The organism is Plantactinospora sp. KLBMP9567, from assembly GCF_033446045.1.
Classification (GTDB): Bacteria; Actinomycetota; Actinomycetes; order Mycobacteriales; family Micromonosporaceae; genus Plantactinospora.
Genome location: NZ_JAWQRR010000021.1, coordinates 185,640 through 209,672, shown reverse-complemented (window position 1 = coordinate 209,672; position 24,033 = coordinate 185,640). Strand labels below are relative to the sequence as shown.

The 24,033-nt window shown below is 73.2% G+C and carries 17 protein-coding genes and 2 pseudogenes; 15 read left to right on the top strand and 4 right to left on the bottom strand.

All coding sequences use genetic code 11. The features are described 5' to 3' along the window. Positions 1 to 341 precede the first annotated feature (341 nt). The 7 genes from R6Y94_RS17170 (at position 342) to R6Y94_RS17140 (ending at position 7,423) form a co-directional block, all read left to right on the top strand. The gene (locus R6Y94_RS17170) at positions 342 to 1,100 is read left to right on the top strand and encodes an adenosylcobinamide amidohydrolase (RefSeq protein WP_412102783.1); all 759 of its coding nucleotides are present in this window, start codon (positions 342 to 344) and stop codon (positions 1,098 to 1,100) included. A gap of 228 nt (positions 1,101 to 1,328) precedes the next feature. Beyond that, positions 1,329 to 2,411, top strand: a complete 1,083-nt coding sequence (locus tag R6Y94_RS17165) for a hypothetical protein (RefSeq protein ID WP_318396859.1) — start codon at positions 1,329 to 1,331, stop codon at positions 2,409 to 2,411. 138 nt (positions 2,412 to 2,549) lie between these two features. Then, positions 2,550 to 3,749, top strand: a complete 1,200-nt coding sequence (locus R6Y94_RS17160) for a CapA family protein (protein WP_412102782.1) — start codon at positions 2,550 to 2,552, stop codon at positions 3,747 to 3,749. A gap of 225 nt (positions 3,750 to 3,974) precedes the next feature. Beyond that, positions 3,975 to 4,781 (top strand): endonuclease III, encoded by an 807-nt coding sequence (gene nth / locus R6Y94_RS17155; protein WP_318396960.1) that lies wholly within the window; start codon positions 3,975 to 3,977, stop codon positions 4,779 to 4,781. Continuing rightward, a complete protein-coding gene (locus R6Y94_RS17150) occupies positions 4,778 to 5,407 on the top strand; it encodes a TlpA disulfide reductase family protein (protein ID WP_318396858.1) in 630 nt (209 codons plus the stop codon). Before nth ends, R6Y94_RS17150 begins: the two co-directional genes overlap by 4 nt. Further along, complete coding sequence (locus R6Y94_RS17145; RefSeq protein WP_318396857.1) at positions 5,404 to 6,120, top strand: CoA pyrophosphatase; 717 nt, start codon at positions 5,404 to 5,406, stop codon at positions 6,118 to 6,120. Before R6Y94_RS17150 ends, R6Y94_RS17145 begins: the two co-directional genes overlap by 4 nt. A gap of 124 nt (positions 6,121 to 6,244) precedes the next feature. Next, positions 6,245 to 7,423 (top strand): MarP family serine protease, encoded by a 1,179-nt coding sequence (locus R6Y94_RS17140; RefSeq protein WP_318396856.1) that lies wholly within the window; start codon positions 6,245 to 6,247, stop codon positions 7,421 to 7,423. Between the two features lie 126 nt (positions 7,424 to 7,549). On the opposite strand, the gene mycP is transcribed toward R6Y94_RS17140, so the two are convergent. Together mycP and eccCa are read right to left on the bottom strand one after the other, a co-directional pair. Continuing rightward, complete coding sequence (gene mycP, locus R6Y94_RS17135; protein ID WP_412102792.1) at positions 7,550 to 8,842, bottom strand: type VII secretion-associated serine protease mycosin; 1,293 nt, start codon at positions 8,840 to 8,842, stop codon at positions 7,550 to 7,552. Between the two features lie 182 nt (positions 8,843 to 9,024). Continuing rightward, positions 9,025 to 13,005, bottom strand: a complete 3,981-nt coding sequence (gene eccCa / locus R6Y94_RS17130) for a type VII secretion protein EccCa (protein WP_318396854.1) — start codon at positions 13,003 to 13,005, stop codon at positions 9,025 to 9,027. A gap of 315 nt (positions 13,006 to 13,320) precedes the next feature. Between eccCa and eccD the strand changes: the two genes are divergently transcribed. Further along, positions 13,321 to 14,748, top strand: coding sequence for a type VII secretion integral membrane protein EccD (gene eccD, locus R6Y94_RS17125; protein WP_318396853.1), 1,428 nt, complete (start codon positions 13,321 to 13,323; stop codon positions 14,746 to 14,748). Between the two features lie 217 nt (positions 14,749 to 14,965). Here eccD and R6Y94_RS17120 read toward each other — a convergent pair whose 3' ends face one another. Then, positions 14,966 to 15,472: an inorganic diphosphatase gene (locus R6Y94_RS17120; RefSeq protein WP_107257365.1), complete on the bottom strand. Its 507-nt coding sequence runs from the start codon at positions 15,470 to 15,472 to the stop codon at positions 14,966 to 14,968. A gap of 695 nt (positions 15,473 to 16,167) precedes the next feature. Here R6Y94_RS17120 and dacB point away from each other — a divergent pair. The 5 genes and pseudogenes from dacB (at position 16,168) to R6Y94_RS17100 (ending at position 21,475) form a co-directional block, all read left to right on the top strand. Next, positions 16,168 to 17,649: a D-alanyl-D-alanine carboxypeptidase/D-alanyl-D-alanine-endopeptidase gene (gene dacB, locus R6Y94_RS17115; protein WP_318396959.1), complete on the top strand. Its 1,482-nt coding sequence runs from the start codon at positions 16,168 to 16,170 to the stop codon at positions 17,647 to 17,649. Between the two features lie 46 nt (positions 17,650 to 17,695). Beyond that, positions 17,696 to 18,766: a zinc-dependent metalloprotease gene (locus R6Y94_RS17110; protein WP_318396852.1), complete on the top strand. Its 1,071-nt coding sequence runs from the start codon at positions 17,696 to 17,698 to the stop codon at positions 18,764 to 18,766. Positions 18,767 to 18,772: 6 nt separating this feature from the next. Continuing rightward, positions 18,773 to 19,502, top strand: a pseudogene (gene tilS / locus R6Y94_RS17105) (tRNA lysidine(34) synthetase TilS); the annotation flags it as partial. 98 nt (positions 19,503 to 19,600) lie between these two features. After that, positions 19,601 to 19,822, top strand: a pseudogene (locus tag R6Y94_RS45150) (TilS substrate-binding domain-containing protein); the annotation flags it as partial. Positions 19,823 to 19,831: 9 nt separating this feature from the next. Beyond that, positions 19,832 to 21,475, top strand: coding sequence for a gamma-glutamyltransferase family protein (locus R6Y94_RS17100; RefSeq protein WP_318396850.1), 1,644 nt, complete (start codon positions 19,832 to 19,834; stop codon positions 21,473 to 21,475). A 208-nt stretch (positions 21,476 to 21,683) separates the two neighbouring features. Here the strand turns inward: R6Y94_RS17100 and R6Y94_RS17095 are convergent, their stop codons facing one another. Beyond that, positions 21,684 to 22,661, bottom strand: a complete 978-nt coding sequence (locus R6Y94_RS17095; protein ID WP_318396849.1) for a GlxA family transcriptional regulator — start codon at positions 22,659 to 22,661, stop codon at positions 21,684 to 21,686. A 182-nt stretch (positions 22,662 to 22,843) separates the two neighbouring features. On the opposite strand from R6Y94_RS17095, the gene R6Y94_RS17090 reads away from it, so the two are divergent. Both R6Y94_RS17090 and hpt read left to right on the top strand, forming a co-directional pair. Further along, on the top strand, positions 22,844 to 22,975 hold the full coding sequence (locus tag R6Y94_RS17090; protein ID WP_318396848.1) for a hypothetical protein: 132 nt from the start codon (positions 22,844 to 22,846) through the stop codon (positions 22,973 to 22,975). A 102-nt stretch (positions 22,976 to 23,077) separates the two neighbouring features. Next, entirely contained in the window at positions 23,078 to 23,653 is a 576-nt protein-coding gene (hpt, locus tag R6Y94_RS17085; RefSeq protein ID WP_318396847.1) for a hypoxanthine phosphoribosyltransferase, read from the top strand. Positions 23,654 to 24,033 lie beyond the last annotated feature (380 nt).

The following is a 24,033-nucleotide window of genomic DNA, read 5'->3' as shown; positions in this document are numbered from 1 at the left end:
TTCCGGCCGGTGATCGGCGCGCGCCGCCAAGTCTAGGCGCATGTGAAGAGTAATCGGAGGAGCACCCCTGGAATCTTGATCTGGCGCCGGGCCGGGTAACCCCAGATAACCCAGGGGTACGCCCGGTTTGGCGGCTGCTGTGTCCGCCCGGGCGGGTCCAGGCCCACGTCCGGGTCCAGATATTGCCGGGCGTCCGGTGGCGACCTGGACAGCAGAGGCGTTACCGGCCATTCGTAACGCCTCTGCTGTCCAGGGGGACGTCCAGGCGGTTGTCGGGCCCGGCCGCGATCAAAGGGCTGTCTGGGGCGACGAAGGGTTTGGGTGGACCGTAGAGTCGGTCGGTGCTTGGCGGACTTGAGTTGACCTACCGTGCCGAGGAGGGGCGGGAGGTTCCGATGCTGGTGTGGCGGCTCGACCGACCGGCGCTGGCGATCAGCTCCGGGCCGCTCGGCGGCGGGATCGGGGTACGACACTGGGTGGTCAACGCGACCGTGTCGATGTCGTACCGCCGGGACGACCCGGACGTCCACCTCGGCGAGCTGGCCGACCGGCTCGGCCTGCGCGGACCCGGGATCGGACTGCTCACCGCGGTCGACGTGGCCGAGGTGGTGACCGCCGACGACAGCGGTGTCCGGATCTGGGCCACCGTTGGTCTCGGTGCCCCGATCTGGGCGGCCGACACCCCCGGCCCGGCACCGTCGCATGGTGCGGCAACGGAGCCTGGTGCGGCAATGGGGCCTGGTGCTGCGCTGGAGGCTGGTGCGGCAACCGAGGCTGTCGGCGCGGTGGGTCCCGTCGGCGCGATGGACCACGTTGGCACGGTGAACATCGTCGCGCTGTTGCCGGAACGGCTCGGCGACGCCGCACTGGTGAACGCCGTCGCGACGATCACCGAGGCGAAGGCGCAGGCGCTGCGCGAGCTGGGCCTGCCGGCCACCGGTACCGCCACCGACGCGGTGACCGTGCTCTGCCCGCCGGACGGTCCCGCCGCCCCGTACGGCGGCCCACGGTCGCGCTGGGGTGCCCCGCTGGCCCGCGCCGCCTGCCGGGCGGTCCGTGAGGGCGGCGCTCGGCCTACCGTCCCCTGGTCGCAGTGCTGAGCGCTGCTGCGTCACGCGGCGAAATCGCGGGTCGAGCCGATGCCCTGTCCGTCGAGGCGATGGCTGGCGCGTCGAGGTGCTGGCACGGCGGAGGTCGATGTGTCGAGGATCCGGTCCTGACCCCAACGGTCGGGTGCCTGGCGGGGCTGCCGCGACAGCTTGGGTAGGCCATGATGACTCACGTCGATCTGGCTGACACGACGTCGTGGTGTACGGGGGAGCGTTTCGATGCGACGACTCGGCGGCATTCTGCTGATTTTCGCGCTGACCTGCGGATTGGCCGGCTGTGGCGGTGGCGACGAACCGCGCCTGCTTCCGGTCCCCGACACCTTCGTCGCCGAGGGCACGTCCCGACTCTCGGATCCGTTCGGCGATCTGGAGATCGAGTCGCGGGAACTTCCCGAGGACGCCGTACTCGTCGGCGCGGAGTACGAGGTGGCACTGAGCCGGTACGGCGTGGCGAGCGAACTGACCGAGGAGGCGGTCCGGGAGCTGCGCCTGCGGGGTCAGGCGCAGGCCGCTCCCTGGCTGGCCGGTAACGGCCGGGAGTTCCTGATGCTCCACCTGACCGAGCCCGAGCGACCCGAGCGTCGGCTGTCCAACCGGTTCCCGGAGGCGGCGGTGCTGGTGGACGGCGAGCCCCGGAGGCTCGGCGAGACGGCACTGCTGCCGAACCGGGTGGTCGTGGTGTCGGTACCGGCGGGGGCGGACGCCACCCTCGCCGTCACCGAGGGCGGGCAGACCCAGTCGATCAGCATTCGTACCGGCAAGCTCGTCGGACCGTCGCCGAAGCCGCTGACGCCGACGTCGGCCCCACCCGGGGCGGACCGGCCGGTCGCCTCGGGTTCCGTCCGGCTGGCCGACTACGTCACCGTCGCCCGCCGGGATCCGGGCCTGGGTTGGGACGCGCTGATCGACGTCGACGTCGAGGTCGAGCTGCGCCGGTACGACCAGAAGCGGGGCGCGGCCCCGGACGGCGCCCTCTGGGCGTACGTCAGCGTGAAACTCCATGCCAACCCCACCCGCGTCAAGTTCAAGATCGATCTGTCCCGGAGCCTGACCATCCGGACCGCCGCCGGACAGGTGCTCCAGGTCCCGGCCGGTACGACGCTGACGGTGCCCAACTTCCAGGCGCCGGGTTCGACGCTGACGGTTCCGGTCACCTGGTCCGAGGCGTTCCGGGTGCCGGCGAAGACCCGGAAGCTGTCGGTGACCTACCGGACCCGGGCCACCGTCACCGAGGACGACGGCCGGAAGGCGGCGTTCGAGCGTCGCGACACCCGCAACACCGGCACCATCACCCTGAAGTGACGGCGCCGGTGTAGTCGACCGAACGCGGGTCGAGGACCGGCCGGAGGTGACCCTCGGGGAAGTCCCGACAGGCGGTGCGGCAACATCGGCCGGTCGACGGTCGCCCCGGTTGCCCGATCCCGGTACTGTCACCGGGCGATGTACGAGACCGGACCGACCACCCCCAAGTCCCGCCGGGCGCCTCGCAGCGCCGGCCGGACCGCCCTCGTCGTGACCGCGGTCCTCGCCGTGCTCCTCGGCACGGGGGTGGCCGGAGTGGCCGCCTTCGACATGCTCGGCGGCGACGACCCGGCCGGGCCGCCGGCCGCGCCGAGCGCTGCCGGCTCCGCCTCGGCCGACCCGTCCCCGACCGGGGAGCCGGCGCCCAAGGTCATCTCCATGTCCGCCACCGGCGACATCGTGATGGGCAACGCCCCCGGACGGCTGCCGGCCAACGGCGGCAAGGGGTTCTTCAACTCGGTCAAGAAGGCGCTCGCCGCCGACCTGGTGATGGGCAACCTCGAAGAGCCGCTGACCGACGACACCGGCACCTCCAAGTGCGGCGCCAACTCCACCCGCTGCCACCAGTTCCGGGCCCCGCCGTCGTACGCGGCGCACCTCAAGGAGGCCGGCTTCGAGCTGCTCAACCAGGCCAACAACCACGGGTACGACTACGGCGAGGCCGGCTACGAGAACACCCAGGAGGCCCTGGAGAAGTACGACCTCCAGCACACCGGCGCGCCCAACCAGATCACCGTGGTCGACGTCGAGGGTGTCAAGGTGGCGGTGGCCGGCTTCTCGTCGTACGTCTGGTCCAACAGCCTGATCAACATCAGCTCGGCGAAGAAGGTGATCCAGAAGGCCGCCACCATCGCGGACCTGGTCGTCGTGCAGGTGCACATGGGCGGCGAGGGCTCGGAGAAGACCCGGGTCCGGCCGGGCACCGAGATGTTCCTGGGCGAGAACCGGGGCGACCCGATCAAGTTCTCGCACTCGATGATCGACGCCGGTGCCGACCTGGTGGTGGGGCACGGGCCGCACGTGATGCGGGCGCTGGAGTTCTACAAGGGCCGGCTGATCGCGTACAGCCTCGGCAACTTCGCCGGCGGCGGGGGGACGCTCAGCAACAACGGCCGGCTCGGCTGGGGAGCCGTGCTCAAGGTCTCGCTGACCGCCGAGGGCGAGTGGGCGGGCGGGCAGCTCATCTCGACGTACATGAACGGCGCGGGCAAGCCGACGATGGACTCGCAGCGCCGGGCCGCCGGGCTGGTCCGGGACCTGTGCAAATCTGACTTCCCGAAGACCGGCGCCCGGGTGGCCGCCGACGGCAAGATCACCCCGCCGGCCGCCGCGAGCTGAGGCTGGACGTCGCGAGCCGAGGCGGGGCGGGCGTCGTGACCTGAGGCGGGGGCGTCGCGAGCTGAGGCGGGGCGTCGGGCCGGCTGCCTTCGGGGCGGGCTGGCTTCCCAGGGTTCGGCCGGGTCGGGCTCCCCGGCGTCGATGTCGGCGCCGCGACGTAGGCTGGCCGGCGTGAGTGCCAGAGACGACTCCGCGCAGACCGGAGTCGCAGTCACGCCCGGCGAGGTGACCCGGGCGATCCGGGCGGCCCGGCCGACCCGGCGTACCGTCGAATCCGATCTCGGTCGCAAGCGACGGGCCCGGCGGATCGGCCGGGTGCTGACCGAGACGCACCCGGACGCCCACTGCGAGCTCAACCACCAGGGACCGCTGCAACTGGCCGTGGCGACCATCCTCTCGGCGCAGTGCACCGACCAGCGGGTCAACGAGGTGACGCCGAAGCTGTTCGCCCGCTATCCGACCGCGGCCGACTACGCCGGGGCGGACCGGGCCGAGCTGGAGGAGATGATCCGGCCCACCGGCTTCTTCCGGAACAAGACCAACTCCTTGATCAACCTCGGCCGCCAGCTCGTCGAGCGGTACGACGGCCAGGTGCCCCGCCGGATGGCCGACCTGGTAACCCTGTCCGGGATCGGTCGCAAGACCGCCAACGTCATCCTCGGCAACGCCTTCGGGGTGCCGGGGATAACCGTCGACACCCACTTCGACCGGTTGGTGCACCGGTGGGAGCTGACCACCGAGACCGACCCGGTCAAGATCGAGCACGCCGTCGGCGCACTGTTCGAGCGGCGCGACTGGACGATGCTCTCGCATCGGGTGATCTTCCATGGCCGGCGGGTCTGCCACGCCCGCAAGCCCGCCTGCGGCGCCTGCACCCTGGCCCGGCTCTGCCCCTCCTACGGTCTCGGCCCGACCGACCCGGCCGCCGCCGCGAAACTGCTCAAGGGCCCCCGGGCCCGCGAGCTGGCGGTGCAGGCGGGGGTCGATCCCGACCTGGTGCCGGCGACCGCCGCCGTCGGCGACACCCCGTGAAGCGGCTGGGGCTGGGCGGGCCACTGCTGGCACTGGTGTTGCTCGCCGCCGCCTGTACCGGGCCGGACGCGGAGCCGGAGGCCGGCGCGGCCCCGGGCGCGGAGGAGAGCGCCACCACGGCCGCCTTCGCCGACTGCGCCGCCCTGACCGCCCCGGTCGCCGCGCCCAGCGGCCCGGCCGGCCCGGCACCCGGGTCGGGGCGGTTGTTGCCTTCGCTGAGCCTGCCCTGCTTCGTCGGGGGCGGCGAGGTCGCCGTCGGCGAGCTGCGCGGGCCGGCCGTGGTCAACCTGTGGGCCTCGTGGTGCCCGCCCTGCCGGAAGGAGCTGCCCGCCTTCCAGCGGCTCGCCGAACGGGCCGGCGACCGGCTCCGGGTGGTCGGAGTGAACAGCGGGGACGCCCGGCCCGCCGCCCAGTCGATCGGCGAGGACTTCGGACTGGAGTTTCCCAGCCTCTACGACCGCGACAAGAGGCTGCTGACCGAGCTGGGCGGCCGGGCCGTACTGCCGGTCACGCTCCTGGTGGACGCCGAGGGGCGGATCCGGCACCGGGACGAGACGGGTGCCCTCGACGATGCCGAGCTGGCCACGCTGGTCCGCCGGCACCTGGGGGTGGCGGTGCCGTCGTGACCGAGTACGAACTTCCGGCGTGGTGCGAGCCGCTGATCACCCGGGTCCGGTCGGCGCGTACCGAGGACTTCACCCGGGTACGCACCCCCGCAGCCGGCGGGCGGGCCAGTGCCGTACTCGTGCTCCTCGGCGAGCAGCCGGAGCACGGGCTCGACGTGTTGATCCTGCAGCGGGCCGCGACCCTGCGTACCCACGCCGGGCAGCCGGCCTTTCCGGGCGGGGCCTGCGACCCGGACGACGAGGACGCGGCGGCGACCGCGCTGCGGGAGGCGCACGAGGAGGTCGGCCTCGACCCGACCAGCGTCACCGTGCTGGCCCAACTGCCCCGGCTGTGGATTCCGGTCAGCGACTTCGTGGTCACCCCGGTACTCGCCTGGTGGCACCGGCCCCATCCGGTGCACTCCCGCGAGCCGGCCGAGGTGGCACACGTCGCCCGGTTGCCGATCGCCGAGCTCGTCGACCCGGCCAACCGGGTCCGGGTACGCCACCCCAGCGGCTGGATCGGCCCGGCCTTCCAGTCCCGGGGCATGCTGGTCTGGGGCTTCACGGCCGGGGTGCTCGCCACACTGCTGGAGATGGCCGGCTGGGCGGGGCCCTGGCCGCAGGACCGGATACTGGACCTTCCGCCGACGAGCCCGCCCCCGAGCCCCGCACCCAGCGCCGGGGAACCCGACACGGCGGACGAGCTGACCGGGCCGGCAACACCCTCCTGACCGGGCATCCGGCCCTGGACGACGGTGCTGGCGGAACGCTCTCGGCGGGGAGGTACGGAAACCGATTCGACGGTAAGCGCCGGTGGCCCAGGCCATTTCCAGGTCTCCCCCGTACCCTGAACGGGTGTCGGTGGTGGATGTCGTTCTGATCCTGCTCATGTTGCTGTTCGCGATCAGCGGCTACCGGCAGGGATTCGTCATCGGTCTGCTCTCCTTCACCGGCTTCTTCGGCGGCGCCCTGATCGGGTTGCAGGTCGGTCCGCTGCTCGCGGAGCAGTTCACCAGCAACTCGACCCGGGTCGTGGTCGCGTTGGTCTCGATCTTCGGCCTGGCGGTGCTCGGTCAGGCTCTTGCCGGCTGGCTCGGTTCGCACCTGCGGCACGCCATCACCAGCCAGGCCGGCCGGACGGCCGACGACGTCGGCGGGGCGCTGGTCTCGCTGTTCGCCGTACTCCTGGTGGCCTGGCTGGTGGCCGTCCCGCTGGCCTCCTCCTCGCTGCCCTGGCTGGCCAGCGCGGTCCGCAACAGTGCGCTGCTGACCGTGGTGGACCGGGTGCTGCCGCCGGAGGCGCAGGCACTCTCCGAGGCGCTGCGCGACACGGTCGACACCAACGGCTTCCCGGACGTGTTCGGCGGACTGACCCCGACCCGGTCCCGCGAGGTGGCCTCGCCCGACCCGGCACTGGCCGGCTCGCAGGTGGTGGTGAACGGACGACGCTCGGTCGTCAAGGTGCTCGGCAACGCCCCCAGCTGCTCCCGCCGGATCGAGGGCTCCGGTTTCGTGTACGCGGAGAACCGGGTGATGACCAACGCGCACGTGGTGGCCGGTACCCGGAGCGTCCAGGTCGAGGTGGCCGGCGAGCGGCACAGCGCCCGGGTGGTCGTCTACGACCCGGACCGCGACCTGGCGGTGCTCTACGTGCCGGAGATGTCCGCCCCGGTGATGCGGTTCGCCACCGGTGAGGCGGCGATCGAGGACGACGCCATCGTGCTCGGCTTCCCGCTGGACGGGCCGTACAACGCCCAGCCGGCCCGGATTCGCGACGTCGGCGAGATCGCCGGTCCGGACATCTACGAGTCGGGTCGGGTCAACCGGGAGATCTACACGATCCGGGGTCTGGTCCGCAGCGGCAACTCGGGCGGCCCGCTGGTGGCCCCGGACGGCCAGGTGCTCGGGGTGATCTTCGCGGCGGCGGCCGACGACCCGAACACCGGCTTCGCGGTGACGGCCGACGAGGCGCGCTCCACCGCCAGTACCGGGCTGGAACGGACCCGGGTCACCAACACCGGCGCCTGCACCTGAACCTGGTGGGACCCGGCGGCGGCGAAACCGTGATGGGACCAGCGGCGAAGCCTGACAGGTGATGGGACCGGCGGCGAAGCCTGACAGTGACGGGGATCGGCGGCGAATGGCGCCGACCGGGTGGTGTCAGGGGCGGTCGCGGTGGAACCGGCGCCGGACCACCAGCACCGCCCCGGCGACGACCAGCAGGAAGAGGACGCCGCCGCCGCTCCACAGCCTGGGCAGTGGATGGCCGACCTGGTCGCCCGCCGCCTGGGCGGTCCAGTCGGCCGAGCGGCCGGACGCCGCCGTGCCCACGGTCTCCGCTCCGTCGCTGGGCGGTGGGGGCGTCGACTCCTGACCGGGCGCCGAGCCGAAGCCGGCGACGCCGGGCGGCGCCGCGCCGTCGTCCAGCGGATTGGCCCGTACGCTCGACACCTCGCCGTTCAACGCGGCGACGGGGTCGACGACGCCGAAGCCGAACCGGTCGTCACGGCCGGACGGCCCGACGTCCCGGGCGGTGTTGATCAGCCGGTTGACCACGTCCCCGGCGGACATCTTCGGCCAGTGTGACCTGACCAGGGCCGCCGCCGCGGCCACCAGTGGCGAGGCGAAGCTGGTGCCCTGGACCCGCCAGAAACCACCCGGCCGGGCGCCGGTCAGCCCGGTGGCCGGGGCGGAGAGCACGGTCTCGGGGCCGGTGATCGAGCCGGACCAGAGCGCGTCGCTCTCGCGTTCCAGGCCCGCCACCGCGACCACACCCGGCTCGCGGGCCGGATACCAGACCCGTTTGCCGGCGGACGATCCCAGGTTGCCGGTGCAGGCGACGACCACCACGTCCCGGGCGAAGGCGTAGTCGAGGGCGGCGGCGAGCGCGGGACTCTCCCCGGTGCCGCCGAGCGACAGGTTCACCACCTGGGCGCCGTTGTCGACCGCCCACCGGACGCCCTTCGCCACGATCAGGGCGTCGTCGTAGCGGTTCTCCTCGTCGAGCACCCGGACCGGCAGGATCTTGGCCTTGGGGGCGAGCCCGGCCACGCCCCGGGTGTCGTCGTTGCGTCCGGCGATCAGTGCGGCGACGGTGGTGCCGTGCCCGACCGGGTCGGTCTGCCCGTTGCCGCTCCCCGCGACCAGGTCGATGCCGGGCAGGACCTGCCCGGCGAGGTCCGCGTGCGAGGCGTCGACCCCGGAGTCGACCACGGCAACCGTGACGCCCTTGCCGGTGGCGACCCGCCAGACCGCCTTGGCGTCGAACTCGTCCAACTGCCACTGCTCGTCCCGCACCGGGTCGGCCAGCACAGGCAGGCTGACCGGCGGCGCCGGCACGGCGGCCGTCGCCGGTGCCGGACGCGGACCGAACAGCGACCCGGCGATCCCGGCCGTGGCGAGCAACGCCGCTCCGGCGACCCGGGCGACAGCACTCTGGTGTATATGCGGCAGCCTGGTCACAGCATGGTCATTTCACCCCGGGGGACACATGATGCACGGAGGTTACCCCGTTTCACCCCCGTCGCGTGGCGAAACTTTGCAACCGATCTGAGATCCACTGTCCATCGCCCCGAGACCGAGGGCCCGGCCGCCCTGGTGATCAGGTCGGCCGGGCCCTCGGGCTCGGAAAAGGGTCAGGTCGACGGGAGGTAGGCGAGCTGCACCAGCCGGATGCCTTCCTTCCGGGTCACCAGCCGGCCCCGGCCGGGCGGCATCGGGCCGGGGCGTACCGAGCCGATCAGGGCGCCCTCGTCCTTGCTGCCGGACATCACCAGACCGGGGGAGGAGAGCTCCCGGAGGCGCTGGATGATCGGCTCGTAGAGCGACCGGGAGGCGCCACCCGAACGCCGGGTCAGCACCAGGTGCAGACCGACGTCCCGGGCCTGGGGGAGATATTCCACCAGCGGCAGCAGCGGGTTGTTCGGGCCGGTGGCGACCAGGTCGTAGTCGTCGACGAGTACGAACAGCTCGGGCCCGGTCCACCAGGAGCGGTCCCGCAACTGCTGCGGGGTGACGTCCGGCCCGGGCAACCGGCGCTGCATGTAACCGGCGACCGACTCGATCAGCTCGCTGGTCGCCTGCGCGGCGGTGCCGTACCCGATCAGGTGGTCGGACTGGATCACGCCCAGCAGGCTGCGCCGGAAGTCGACAAGGATGATCCGGGCCTGCTCCGGGGTGTACCGGCTGGTGATCGAGGTGGCCAGCGCCCGCAGGAAGGACGACTTGCCGCACTCGGCGTCGCCGAAGAGCAGGAAGTGCGGCTCGGAGGCGAAGTCGATCGACACCTGCTGGAGGTCGGCCTCGGAGATGCCGATCGGCAGCCGCAGGCCGGCCGCACCGGCGACGTCCAGGTCGGCGTAGGGCAGTACCGGCGGAAGCAGCCGGACCCGGGGGGCCGGTGCGCCGCTCCAGTTGCCGGCGACCGCCTTGACCAGAGCCTGGGTCTGCCCGCCGCCGAGGCTGGACAGCTCCGGCAGCACGGTCAGGAAGTGCAGGCTTTCGGCGGTGATGCCGCGACCCGGCGTCTTCTCCGGCACGTTCACCGCCGCCTTGCGGGAGACGATCGAGTCGGTGGGGTCACCGAGCCGCAGCTCCAGTCGGGAGCCGAAGAGGTCGCGGATCGCGGGCCGGAAGTCCATCCAGCGGGGCGCCGCCGCGACCACGTGCACGCCGTACGAGAGGCCACGGGTGGCGATGTCGGTGACCAGGGGTTCCAGGTCGTCGTACTCGCCGCGCAGGGTGGGCCAGCCGTCGATGACCAGGAAGACGTCACCGAACGGGTCCGCGCCGACCCCGACGCCGCCGGCCGAGGCCCGCCGCTTCCGGTACGCCGGCATCGACTCCACGCCCAACTCGGCGAACCGCTGCTCGCGTTCGTTGAGCAGGGTGGAGATCTCGCCGACGGTACGCCGTACCGCCGCCGCCTCGGACCGTCCGGCGACCCCGCCGACGTGCGGCAGGTCGCGCAGCGCGGCGAGCGAGCCGCCACCGAAGTCGAGGCAGTAGACCTGTACCTCGGTCGGGGTGTGGGTGAGCGCCAGCCCGCAGATCATGGTGCGCAGCAGGCTCGACTTGCCCGACTGCGGACCGCCGGCCACCGCCACGTGCCCGGCGCCGCCCTCCAGGGAGAGCCAGAGCAGGTCACGCCGCTGCTCGAACGGCTTGTCGATCATCGCGACCGGCACCTGGAGCGCGCCGTGCAGCTCGGGGTTACCGAAGGTGAGCCCGCGCGCCGGGTCGGTGACCACCGGCCCGAGGATCTCGTCCAGCGCCGGGGCCTGGGACAGCGGCGGCAGCCACACCTGGTGGGCCGGCGGGCCCTGGCCGACCAGCCGGGAGACCATCACGTCGAGCAGGCTCTGCGCCGCCGGGTCCTCCGGGGCCGGCTTCGGGGTGGCCGGTACCACCGGCTTGGGTACCGGCACGAAGTGCGTCGAGTACGACAGCAGCCGGGGACCGGTGTAGCCCTGCGCACCCGGTCCGCCTGCGGTGGTCTTCTGGTACGGCCCGGAGACGTACGCCGCCTTGAACCGGACCAGCGGCTCGGTGCCGAACTTGAGGTAGCCGTGTCCCGGCGCCCGGGGCAGTTCGTAGGCGTCCGGCACGCCCAGCACCGCCCGGGACTCCAGGGCGGAGAAGGTCCGCAGACCGATCCGGTAGGACAGGTGCGTGTCCAGCCCGCGCAGCCGGCCCTCCTCCAGCCGCTGCGAGGCGAGCAGCAGATGCACCCCGAGCGAGCGGCCCAGCCGGCCGATCTGCACGAAGAGATCGATGAAGTCGGGCTTGGCGCTGAGCAGCTCGGAGAACTCGTCACAGATGATCAGCAGCGAGGGCAGCGGTGCCAGCGCGGCACCGCCGGAGCGGGCCTTGTCGTAGTCCTTCAGGTTGGCGTAGTTGCCCGCCTTGCGCAGCAGCTCCTGCCGGCGGATCATTTCGCCGTTGATGGCGTCGACCATCCGGTCGACCAGCGGCAGCTCGTCGGCGAGGTTGGTGATCACGGCGGCGGTGTGCGGCAGCCGGTCCAGCGAGGAGAAGGTCGCGCCACCCTTGAAGTCGACCAGTACGAAGTTGAGCGCCTCGGACGAGTGCGTCGCCGCCAACCCGAGCACGAGGGTACGCAGCAGCTCGGACTTTCCGGAACCGGTGGCGCCGATGAGCAGGCCGTGCGGGCCCATACCGTCCTGTGCGGACTCCTTGAGGTCGAGGTCGACCACGCCCCCGTCGCCGCCGACGCCGATCGGTACCCGCAGCTTGTCCCGGTTGGGCCGGGGCGCCCAGCCCTGCACGGTGCTGAAGTTCTCCGGGTCGCCGACCCCGAGCAGCTCGCCCAGGGTCATCTCCTTGACCAGTGAGTCGTCCGAGGAGCCCTTCTGCGCGGCGGCGAGCCGCAGCGGGGCGAGCCGGCGGGCGACCGCCTCGGCCTCCTCGACGCTGAGCCGGTCGGGGGTGCCGACCTCGGCCTGCCCGTCCATCGAGTAGGTGTTCAGCCGGCTGCCGTCGGTCTCCAGCACCAGCATGGCCCGGTCCAGCAGCCGGGGCGGCGGACTGTCCAGGTCGATGATGGTCACCGCGTCGATGCCGCTGTCCCCGGCGAGATAGCTGGCGCCGTTGAGGTCGCCGCCGTCGAGCACGATCACCACGTGCGGGCCGTCGGTCGCCGGGCCGGAGAGGCTGAACCGGGAGCGGTTGCCGACCACGTCGTCGATCAGCTTCTCCAGCTCGACCGCGGAGCTGGCCACCAGGCGTACCGGGCCGAGCGCGTCGACGGCGGTCGGGTGGTGCGCGTGCGGCAGCCACTTGGCCCACTCCCACCGGGCCCGGCGCTCCGGGCCGGCGCAGATCGCGATCAGCAGCTCCTCGGGGGCGTGGAAGACCGAGAGCTGGGTGAGTACCGCCCGGGCCAACGACTGCGGGTCGCCGCCGGCCGGCTCGCGGGACTGGTCGCGCTGGCTGGGCGCGTTGCGGACGAAGACCCGGGCGAAGCCCCGGATGGAGAGCGCCACCGGCAGGTCCGGCACCACCGAGTACGCGTCGAGGAACCGGCGCAGTGCACCGGCGGTCATCGGCTCCAGGTCCTCCAGCGGCCGGGTCACCGGCGGCACCAGCGGGGTGGCCAGGGTCTGCGGGCCGACCGCGACCCGGACCACGCCGAAGTCGCCGTCGCTGGGGCGCCGTTCCCAGACCCGGTAACTGCCCACAGTGGACCAGAGCTGGGCCGGGTCGGGATGCCGGTAGAAGAGGCCGGCCCGCTGCTTCGACGCGGTCTCCCGGACCCGGCGCCGGAGCGTGGCCAGGTGCCGCAGGTATTCCCGGCGGGCCTGCATCATCTCCGACTTCTTCGGCGAGCCGGAGGCGCTGCCCCAGGAGGAGGCCACCATGGCGAGCGAGGAGACGCCGAACATCGCGCCGACGACGTACGAGTAGGCGCCGCCGCCCCGGCCGAACATCATCGCCATCGCGACGGAGCCGCCGAGCATCGGCAGCACCATCATGATCTGCTGCCACTTGCCGCCGGTCGCCTGCGGGATCTCGGGCGGTGCCTCGACGGCGAGTTCGCCGGTCGGGATGTCCGGCGCCGGCCGGCGCGGCGGGCGCTTGATGACGACGGTGCTCATCGGTCGCCTCCCGCCGGTCGGTCCGCGCTGTCCCGCCGATCGGTGCCCACCTGCCCGGACCGGCCGCCGTCCGGCCGTACGTCGAGCTCCGGGGCGCGTCCGGCGCGGTCGCTGCCGCCCCGGCCCTGGCTACCCGTGTCCATGTGAGAGACCTCCCCTAAGGCCGCACCGGCGGAGCAGTTGGCCGTCCGGCGGGCCATCCGACGCCCCCGCGTCGCAAATGTCATCGCGCTCGGTCGGACGAGTGTGACCCATCCTAGGTAAAGTGCGGTCGTCCGCGCAGCCATGGGTTGCCCCTTCGATGGAGGACTGTCGATGAGTACCGGGCTCGCCCGCGTCACGATCAGCGCGCCGCAACGACGGGTGGACGTCGCGCTGCCCGAACACCTGCCGCTGGCCGAACTCCTGCCCGAGGTTCTCCGGCATGCCGGCGAGGGGCTGGCCGACGACGGCGAGAAGCACGGCGGGTGGTTGCTGCGCCGTACCGACGGCGAACCGCTGGCGGCCGGCAAGGCCCTGCTGCCGCAAGGGGTGCGCGACGGCGACGTGCTGCACCTGGTGCCGGCCCGGGCGCAGTGGCCGGAGCTGGAGTACGACGACGTGGTCGAGGCGATCGCCGACGGGGCGCGGCGCCGGGGCAGCGCGTGGGCCGGGCGGAACACCCGGATCGGCACGCTGGGCGCGGCGGGCGCCCTGCTCGCCGTCTGCCTGCTCGCGGTCATCGCGGGCGGCACGCTGTGGGAGTTCGGTGCCTTCGTCGCGCTCGGTGCGGCCGTACTCCTCGCGCTGAGCGCGGTGGTGGCCTCCCGGGCGTACGGGGACGCCACCGCCGGTGCCGCCCTCGGCGGGTACGCGATGCCGTTCGCCTTCTTCGGCGGTGCCCTGTTGGTCGCCTCCGGTGATCCGGTGGGCGTGGTCGGGTGGATCGGCTGGCTCGGTGCGCCGGAGGCGCTGGCCGGATCGGTCGCGCTGCTGCTGATCGCGGTGCTCGGCATGGTCGGGGTCGCCGCCGGGCTGCGGGTCTTCGCCGCCGGTGTCTCGGTCGGGCTACTCGGCGCGCTGACCGCGCTGGTCGGATTCCTGCTCTCGGCGGCCGGGTCGGCCGCGATCCTGATGGCCGCGCTGGTCTGCGCGATCGGCATGCTGCCGCTGCTGGCGATCCGGTTCGGCAAGCTGCCGATGCCGCCGATCACGCTGCCCACCGGCGCCGAGGCGGCGGAGGGCTTCACGGCCTCGACCCCGCTGCCGAGCGGCGTGCGGGAGCGACCGGACCGGGGGCGGGTCTTCGCGGCGGTCGCCCGCACCGAGGAGATGCTCACCGGGATGCTGGTCGGGCACGCCATACTCGCCGTGGTGGCGGCGCTGGTGCTGGTGGTCGCGGGCGGGTTCTCCGGCCGGCTGATGGTCGCGGTCTCGGCGGCGGCCCTGCTGCTGCGGTCCCGGCTCTTCGTCACGGTCCGGCAACGGGTACCGCTGATGGCGGCCGGGATCGGCTCCGCGGTGGTGCTCGGGATCGCCCTGCTGTTCCGGATGCAGGAGACCGGCCTGCTGCTGCTCACCGCCGGCGGCCTGGTGCTCGCCCTGGTGGTGATCGCGGCCGGCGCGACGTACTCGAAGCGGGAGCCCGGGCCCTACCTGGGCCGGACCGCCGACATCATCGACACCCTGATGGTGATCGCGGTGGTCCCGGTGGCCTGCGCGGTGCTCGGCCTGTACGCCCAGGCCCGCGGCCTGCTCGGCTGACCCGCGTGCCCGTCCCGGCGATGGGCTGACCGCGTCCCGTCCCGGCGATGGGCTGACCGCCCGCGTCCCGTCCCGGCGATGGGCTGACCGCCCGCGTCCCGTCCCGGCGATGGGCTGACCCGAGCCCGGTCCCGGCGGTGGCCGGACCGTCATGACCGACGAAATCAGCCGGTGGCCCCTGACGGGTGCCACCGGCCGGTTGCTGTGCCGCCGGAGTTCAGTGCGGCGACTCGCCCCGTTCGACCGCTTCCTGGTGCCGGCGGAAGGACGTCCGGATCTCCGCCTCCGCCTCGGTCCGACCGACCCAGGTGGCGCCCTCGACCGATTTGCCTGGTTCCAGGTCCTTGTACACCTCGAAGAAGTGCTGGATCTCCAGCCGGTCGAACTCGCCGAGGTGGTGGATGTCCCGCAGGTGCTCCTGGCGCGGGTCCTCGTACGGCACGCAGAGGACCTTGTCGTCGCCGCCCTTCTCGTCCGTCATCCGGAACATGCCGATCGTCCGACACCGGATGAGGCAACCTGGAAACGTGGGTTCGGGTACCAGCACCAGAGCGTCGAGTGGGTCGCCGTCCTCACCCAGGGTGCCTTCGATGAAACCGTAGTCCGCCGGGTACTGGGTCGACGTGAAGAGGGTCCGGTCCAGCCGGATCCGGCCGGTCGCGTGGTCCACCTCGTACTTGTTGCGGTGACCCTTGGGGATCTCAACCGTGACGTCGAAATCCATCTCACACGCTCCCTCGTTTGCCGGCGCTGGCCAACGGAACCACAACGGTCGGCACCTGCGCGGGTGATCTCGCGATTCACCTTGCGGCGCCGGCCCCGGTGCGGTGTTCGGACCAAAGTAGTGTCGCCTAGGCAGAATTCGACGGGGAGGAGGGGCCGGTGGGGAGTGAAGATTCACACTCGGGCCTGACCGGAGAGAACCCGCCGGAGCACCCGGCACAGGGCCGCGTGGTGGTGCCGGGCGCCAGCGGGCCGCAGCCGCCCGCCGGGTCTGGCCCGGTCCGTGGCCGGGCCGCCGTGCCGCTGCCGACCAATCTGCCCATCCCGCCGTCAAACACCCCGAATCCTCTGCCCGGCGCCACCGGCTGGTCCGGGCAGAGCGTGCCGATTCCGCCGTCCGGTGTCGCGCCCGGCTCGTCGGGGCAGGCCGTGCCCGTGCCACCGGCCGGCGCGGCCGGGTGGTCGGGGCAGGCCGTGCCCGTGCCGCCCGGCGGGCCGGGGAAGGCTCCGACGGACCCCTCCGCCTGGTCCGACCGGCCCGCGCCGCCGGCCTGGTCCGACCGGCCCGCGCCGCCGGCCTGGCCCGGGCGATCGGGCGCCGACGCGCCGGGCACGCCGGCTTCCGGCAACGGCACGCTCCCGCCGGGTACGCCGCCGCCGGGCAGCCCGCCGCCGGGGGTGACCGTCGGCGGGGCGGTGCCCGGTGGGGTACCGCCGGCCGGACCGCGGAGCCGGGGCAGGCTGCTCGGAGTCCTCGCGACCGTCCTGGTGCTCGCGCTCGCGGTCGCCGGGGTGGCCGTGGTCCGCCCCGGTCCGGTGGACGGCTGGCTGGGCGGGGACGACCGGGCCACCCCCGGCGCGCTCGACCCGACCGAACCGCCGCCACCACCCGTACTGGCCGCCGCCGGGGCGAACGCTCCGGCACCCACCCCGGCGGGCGTACGGGCCGCGCTGAGCCCGTTGGTCACCTCGTCCCCGCTCGGCAAGGAGGTGAACATCTCCGTGGTCGACGCGGTCACCGGGCAGGCGCTGTACGAGAACGGCCAGGACACCCCGACCATCCCGGCGTCGACCACCAAGCTGGTCACCGCGGCTGCCGTACTCGCGGCCCGTGGCCCGGCGTACCGGATCGCCACCCGGGTGGTGGCCGGGCCGAACCCGGGCGAGGTGGTGATCATCGGTGCGGGTGACCCGACGCTGGCGGTGAACGCCTCCGGCTGGTACCCGGGCGCCGGGCGGCTCGACCGGCTCGCCGCGCAGGTGAAGAAGGCGCTCGGCGGTACCGCGCCGACGAAGGTGATCGTCGACGGCACCCTCTTTCCCGGCCCGGTCGTCGAACCGGCCTGGGACTCGGACATCCCCACCGGCGGGTTCGGTGCGGTGATCACCGCCCTGATGACCGACGGTGCGCGGAAGGACCCGCAGGACAAGGGCCGGGGCCAGGAGCGGTACGCCAAGCCCGACGAGGCCGCCGGGCGGGCCTTCGCCAAGCTGCTCGGGCTGCCGAACTCGGCGGTGGTGATCGGCCAGGCACCGGCCGCGGCCGCGACCGCACCGGCCGCGGCGACCAGCGCCAGCCCCGGCATCCCCAGCGCCGGCACCGAACTGGGCCGGGTCTCCTCGCCGCCGATGATCAGGCTGGTCGAGTTCATGCTCCGGGAGAGCGACAACGTGGTGGCCGAGGCGCTGGCCCGGCAGGTCGCGCTGAGCCGGGACAAGCCGGCCTCGTTCGTCGGCGCGGCCGAGGCGGTCGACGAGATGGTCGCCGAGCTGGGGCTGCCGGCGGCGGAGAGTTCACTCGCCGACGGCAGCGGGCTGTCCCGGGCCAACCGGGTCACCCCGAGCCTGCTGACCGACGTGCTGACGATGGCCGCCAAGCGGACCCGCCCGGAACTCGCCGACCTCTTCCCGGGGCTGCCGGTGGCGGCCTGGTCGGGCACGCTCAGCGACCGGTTCGACCGGTCCGGCCCGAGGGCGACCACGGCCGGGGCGGGGGTGGTGCGGGCCAAGACCGGCACGCTGAGCGGGGTGCACGCGATCTCCGGTGTGGTGACCACCGCCGACGGCCGGCTGCTGGCCTTCGCCGTACTCGCGAACAAGGTGCCGGTGGGGCAGGACGAGGCGCAGCCGGAGCTGGACCGGATCGCCACCACCCTGGCCCGGTGCGGCTGCCGCTGACCCGAGAGGTCGGGTTGGGGTGTGAGCACCCGGGTACGGTGGTGGTATGGCGCAGTTCGTGGACTGGGATCTGGCCGCCGCCACCGCTGGGGCGTTGGGAAAGTCGGGACCGCGGGTCTCGTACGACGAGGCGACCGAGGTGGTGTCCGAGCTGCGCCGGCTGACCGACGAGGCGGCCGGTCACGTCCTGGCGTACACCGGGCTGCGCTCGCAGGTGGCCCATCCGCCGGTGCGGGTGGTGGACCGGCGGGACTGGGCGGCGACCAACATCGCCGGGCTGCGTGAGGTGATCACCCCGTTGATCACCCGCCTCTCCGGGGACAAGCCGCCGGGGGTGATCACCGACACGATCGGCTCCCGGCTGACCGGGGTGCAGGCCGGCACGGTGCTGGCCTATCTCTCCGGCCGGGTCCTCGGCCAGTACGAGGTCTTCTCCGCCGATCCCGGCCAACTGCTGCTGGTCGCGCCGAACATCGTCGAGGTCGAGCGGAAGTTGCAGGCGGATCCCCGGGACTTCCGGCTCTGGGTCTGCCTGCACGAGGTGACCCACCGCACCCAGTTCACCGCCGTGCCGTGGATGCGCGGGCACTTCCTCGGCGAGGTGCAGGCGTTCGTCGACGCCTCCCAGGCCGGCGGCGACAACTTCCTCGACCGGATCCGCCGGGGCGTGGGCACCCTCTCCGACTCGATCCGCAATCCGGAGAGCCGGGCCAGCGTGCTGGACATCGTGCAGACGCCCGGCCAGCGGGCCGTACTCGACCGGCTGACCGCGCTGATGACCCTGCTGGAGGGGCACGCGGAGTTCGTGATGGACGGCGTCGGGCCGGAGGTCATCCCGAGCGTCGAGTCGATCCGGGCCAAGTTCAACCGGCGCCGCGAGTCCGGCAACCCGCTGGAGAAGGCGATCCGCAAGCTGCTCGGCGTCGACGTCAAGATGCGCCAGTACGCCGAGGGCCGCAAGTTCGTGCACGGCGTGGTGGACCGGGTCGGCATGGAGGGCTTCAATCGGATCTTCAGCTCTCCGTTGACCCTGCCCCGGCTGGAGGAGCTCTCCGACCCGGACGCCTGGGTGGCCCGGGTACACGGCCCGGTCGGCCCGGTCGCCGCCACCGGCTGACCCGTCGTGGCCGCCCTGCCGCCGCCGGTCGCGGCGATCCGGGTCGCCATCCGGCGTGCGCTGCACGGCGTACCCCGGAACCGGCCGGTCCTGGTCGCCTGCTCGGGCGGCGCCGACTCGCTGGCGCTGGCCGCCGGCACCGCCTTCGTCGCGCCCCGGCTGGGCGTGCCGGCCGGGCTGGTCACCGTCGACCACGGCCTCCAGGATGGCTCGGCACGCCGAGCCGCCGACGTCGCGCAGTGGGCCGGCGGGCAGGGGTTCGCGCCGATCGAGGTGGCGACCGTCCAGGTCGCCGGCCGGCCGGGCGGGCCGGAGGCGGCGGCCCGGGAGGCGCGCTACCGGGCCCTGGTCGAGGCCGCCCGGCGGCACGACGCCAGCACCGTGCTGCTCGGGCACACCCGTGACGACCAGGCCGAGACCGTGCTGCTCGCGCTGGCCCGGGGCGCCGGCCCGCGCGGGCTCGCCGGAATGCCGGCCAGCCGGGAGTACGCCGGGGTGACGCTGGCCCGTCCACTGCTGGAGATCACCCGCGAGCAGACCCGCAAGGCGTGCGCGCTGTTCGGGCTGACCCCGTGGGAGGACCCGCACAACACCGACGACCGGTACGCCCGGGCCCGGGTCCGGGCCGACGTGCTGCCGGTGCTGGTCCGGGCGCTCGGTCCCGGGGTGCTGGACAACCTGGCCCGGACCGCCCGGCTGGCTGCCGAGGACGGCGCCGCGCTGGACGAGCTGGCCCGGGCGGGTTACGCCGAGGCCCGGATTCCGCCGGCCGGGCCGGTCTCCTCGGGCGGGCCGGTCTCTTCGGGCGGGCCGGTGGTGGCGGGTGCCGCGGCCGGCGGGCTGGCCGTACCGGTGCTGGCCGGGATGCCGCCGGCGGTGCGTACCCGGGTGCTGCACCTCTGGTGCCGTGAACTCGGTGCGGCGCCGGCCGCGCTGTCGTACCGGCACATCGCGGCGCTGAACGCGCTGGTCACCGCGTGGCACGGCCAGGGCGCGACACATCTGCCCGGCGGCATCCGGGCGACCCGGCGCGGCGGGATGCTGATCGCGGAGTAGACATGGGGGATGTCTTCCCCCCGACAGCCGCTCTTCGCGCCGCACGGTGCCGTCGCCACCAGCCAGCCGCTCGCCGCCGCCGCCGGACTGGCCGTACTCAGCAGGGGCGGCAACGCCGTCGACGCCGCGCTCGCCACCGCGATCACCCTCACGGTGGTGCAGCCCGGCTCCAACGACATCGGCGGTGACCTGTTCGCGATCGTCTGGGACGGGGAGCGGCTGCACGGGCTGAACGCCTCCGGCCGGTCCCCGGCCGGGCTGACCCGGGAGCTGGTGCTCGCCGCGACCGGTGGGCGGGGTGCCGAGCCGACCCCGGGCCTTGGCGGCGCACAGGCGGTCGGGCCGGCGATGCCGGCGCGTGGCTGGCTGCCGGTGACCGTACCCGGGGCGCCGGCCGGCTGGCGGGACCTGCACGAGCGGTTCGGCAGGCTGCCCTTCGCCGAACTGTTCGGCGACGCGGTCGGCTATGCCGAGCACGGCTTCCCGGTCTCGCCACGGGTCGCCGCGAGCTGGGCGCGGTCGGTCGAGGTGCACGCCGAGCTGGTCGGCGAGGAGTACGCCGAGTGGGGCCGGGTCTTCACCGTCGACGGTGGACGGGCGCCCCGGACCGGGCAGCGGTGGCGCAACCCGGACGCCGCCGGGACGTTGCGCCGGATCGCCGAGACCGGTGCGGCGGACTTCTACACCGGCCGGATCGCCGAGACGCTGGCCGGGTACGCGGCCCGGACCGGCGGCCGGCTCACCGGCGACGACCTGGCCGGGCACGCCTCGACCTGGGTGGATCCGGTCCGGGCCGGCTACCGGGGGCACGAGGTGTGGGAGCTGCCGCCGAACGGGCAGGGCGTGGCCGCGCTGCTCGCGCTGAACATCCTGGACGGGGTGGAGCTGGCCGACCTCGACCCGACCGAGCGCCTGCACTGGCAGATCGAGGCGGTCAAGCTCGGCTTCGCCGACACACACGCGTACGTCGCCGACGCGGAGCGGGTGCAGGTGCCGACCGCCGAGCTGCTGACCCCGGAGTACGCCGCCGCCCGCCGGGCGCTGGTCACCGACACGGCCGGCACGCCGGCACCCGGCGACCCGGCCCGGGGCGGCACCGTCTATCTCTGTGCCGCCGACCGGGACGGGATGATGGTGAGCCTGATCCAGTCCAACTACCTGGGCTTCGGCTCGTACGTCGTCCCGCCGGGTCTCGGCTTCGGGTTGCAGAACCGGGGTGCCGGGTTCAGCCTCGACCCGGCCCACCCGAACGTGGTGGCGCCGGGCAAGCGCCCGTTCCACACCATCATCCCCGGCTTCCTCACCCGGGACGGCGAGCCGGTGGGCCCGTTCGGGGTGATGGGCGGGCACATGCAGCCGCAGGGGCACCTGCAGGTAATCTCCGCGACCCTGGACGACGGGCTCGACCCGCAGGCCGCGCTGGACCGGCCGCGCTGGTACTGGCATGCCGGCCGGTCGGTGCTGGTCGAGCCCGGCCTGGCCGACGGGGTGGCCCGGGACGTGGTCGAGCGGTTGCGCGCCCGGGGGCACGAGATCGCCGTCGAGCCGGAGCCGTCCTCCTTCGGGTACGGCCAGGCGATCTGGCGGCTGCCCGACGGCGGCTACGTGGCCGGCTCGGAGCCCCGGGCCGACGGTTGCGCGATCGGCTATTGAGCTGCCGGCGCACTGCCGACGGCGAGCACTGCCGCGGGACGCATTGCCGACGGCGAGAGAGCTGGCTGTCACGAGACTGTCGAGCTGCCCCGTCCCGCGCCCCCACCCGTCCCGCGGATCCGCCTCAGCGGCTCCGCCGATCGCAACGGGGAAACTTGTTGTGGTCCCAGCCCCGGTGATGTTCCCCGTTCCGGGTGAGCCGTACGGGTTAGGCGGTGAGGGTGGTTGCGGGGAGGCGGCCCCGGAAGGTCGAGCGGTAGGCGTGTGGGGTGGCGCCTAGCCGGCGGCCGAAGTGGTGTCGCAGGGTGGCCGCGTCGCCGAAGCCGGCCCGGGTGGCGACCGCCTCGATGCTCAGCTCGGTCTCCTCCAGCAGCCGCCGGGCCAGCAACACCCGCTGGTTGGTGATCCAGTCGTGCGGTGTGGTGCCGGTCTCGGCCCGGAACCGCCGGGCGAACGTCCGGGGCGCCATGTGCGCCCGGTTGGCCAGGTCGTCGACGGTGAGCGGCCGGTCGAGGTGCTCGATCAGCCAGCCCAGCACCGGCTCCAGGGTGGGCGCCGCCGGGGTGGGCGCGATCGGTGCCTCGATGTACTGCGCCTGCCCGCCGTCGCGATGCGGTGGCACCACCATCCGCCGGGCCAGCTTGGTGGCGAGCGCCGAGCCGTGCTCCTGGCGGACCAGGTGCAGGCAGGCATCGATCCCGGCCGCCGTACCGGCGCCGGTGAGCAGGTTGCCGTCCTGGACGTAGAGCGAGTTGCACCGCACCTTGGCCAGCGGATACATCTCGGCGAGCCGGTCGGCGTACTTCCAGTGGGTGGTGCACTCGCGCCCGTCCAGCAGGCCGGCGGCGGCCAGCACGAACGCGCCCGAGCAGACACTCAGCACGTACGCCCCGCGGTCGGCGGCCCGGCGCAGCGCCGCCAGCACGGTCTCCGGGATGGGGGCGCCGATGATGTGCACCGCCGGCACGGCGACCAGGTCGGCGTCCTCGACCGGGGTCAGGTCGGCGCTCGGGGTCAGCCCGAAGCCGGATCGGGTGCGGACGGGCCTGCCGTCGTGGGTGCAGACGTCGAAGCGGTAACCGGGGAAGCCGTCGGCGGCCCGGTCGGTCCCGAAGACCTCGCAGAGCACGCCCAGCTCGAAGGGGGCCACCGGGTCCAGGGCGATCACGGCCACGTTGCGAAGCATGGATCGATGCTAGCGGAGAAGTGGCAGAAAATCGATGCTGCATGGCAAAGCTGCCACTGTCCGGTTGGCGCCCGGCGGCGCAGACTTGAGTCGTAACAGCCGGTGCGCACCGGCGGCGAACCAAAAGACCTGGCCAGGCCCGAGATCCCGGGCCGGCCGCAGCCAACGGAGGTCGCGCCGCCATGGAACTCTTCGTCCCGCTCTTCTTCCTCGTCCTGCTCCTCGCCTCGATGCTGGGACTCACCGCCGACAGCCGTGACTCGGCCGACTGGCGGCCCAGCAACGCGGGCTGGCGGTCGTCGCCCCGTGGCTGACGAACCGTGTCGGAGAGTCCGCGCCTGGCCAGCCGGGGTGGGCACCGTGCGAAGGTGCCGCCCCGGCGACGGGCGCGAACCGGCGTACGGCAGGCTAGGCGCATGGCTCAGGGCTCCTGGTACGACGCCGACATCGACCACGTGATCATCTCGGAGGAGCAGATTCGGGAAAAGATCGCGGAACTGGCCAAACAGGTGGCAGCGGACTACGCCGGCATCAAGGACGGAATCCTGCTGGTGTGCGTGCTCAAGGGCGCCATCATGTTCATGGCCGACTTCGCCCGGGCGCTCGGCCGGCACGGGCCGTCGGCCGAACTGGAGTTCATGGCCCTCTCCTCGTACGGGCAGGGCACCACCTCCTCCGGCACCGTGCGGATCCGCAAGGACCTGGACCGGGACATCGCCGGCCGGCACGTGGTGGTGGTGGAGGACATCGTCGACTCCGGGCTCACCCTCTCCTGGCTGCTGCGCTATCTGGAGTCCCGGGCGGCGGCCAGCGTCGAGGTGGTGGCGCTGTTCCGCAAGCCGGACGCGATCAAGGTCTCGGTGCCGGTGAAGTACGTCGGCTTCGACATCCCGAGCGAGTTCGTGGTCGGCTACGGGCTGGACTTCGGCGAGCGCTACCGCGAGGTGCCCTACGTCGGTGTACTGAAGCCGGAGGTCTACGCCCGGTCCTGATCGAGGCCCCGTTCCGCCCGATCCCTGCCCGGTCGTCCGTTCGTCAACCCGAATCGTTGTCCGGTACGCCCTGACCATCCTGAATGTCATCGCCGAAATATCGAGTCGACGTACAGCGCGCTCCCAGGAAACGCGGTTACGGTATGCGGTGGTGGCGCGGAAGCATCCCGCGTCGGGCCTCCTGCCCAGTTTGACCCGAAAGATGGGGCCGTACGGGGCCAGGCGTCCGGCACTGGTCCGTGGTCACCCGGCACCGGGCGGAAGCGGACCTGTTACCCCAGGGCTCGCAGGCTCGCTCCTCGCGTTCACGGTGTACCGTCGAATGACCGCGGCGCGGTACCAAGCGCCCGGCGTCGAGGCCGGCTCGCAGGGGGCGGCTT

Coding starts and splice junctions, on each gene's coding strand:
- R6Y94_RS17120 (WP_107257365.1), bottom strand. CDS start 15,472: ATGGATTTCGACGTCACGGTTGAGATCCCCAAGGGTCACCGCAACAAG.
- R6Y94_RS17160 (WP_412102782.1), top strand. CDS start 2,550: ATGTACGAGACCGGACCGACCACCCCCAAGTCCCGCCGGGCGCCTCGC.
- R6Y94_RS17110 (WP_318396852.1), top strand. CDS start 17,696: ATGGCGCAGTTCGTGGACTGGGATCTGGCCGCCGCCACCGCTGGGGCG.
- R6Y94_RS17090 (WP_318396848.1), top strand. CDS start 22,844: ATGGAACTCTTCGTCCCGCTCTTCTTCCTCGTCCTGCTCCTCGCCTCG.
- R6Y94_RS17095 (WP_318396849.1), bottom strand. CDS start 22,661: ATGCTTCGCAACGTGGCCGTGATCGCCCTGGACCCGGTGGCCCCCTTC.
- hpt (WP_318396847.1), top strand. CDS start 23,078: ATGGCTCAGGGCTCCTGGTACGACGCCGACATCGACCACGTGATCATC.
- R6Y94_RS17100 (WP_318396850.1), top strand. CDS start 19,832: ATGTCTTCCCCCCGACAGCCGCTCTTCGCGCCGCACGGTGCCGTCGCC.
- eccCa (WP_318396854.1), bottom strand. CDS start 13,005: ATGAGCACCGTCGTCATCAAGCGCCCGCCGCGCCGGCCGGCGCCGGAC.
- eccD (WP_318396853.1), top strand. CDS start 13,321: ATGAGTACCGGGCTCGCCCGCGTCACGATCAGCGCGCCGCAACGACGG.
- R6Y94_RS17165 (WP_318396859.1), top strand. CDS start 1,329: ATGCGACGACTCGGCGGCATTCTGCTGATTTTCGCGCTGACCTGCGGA.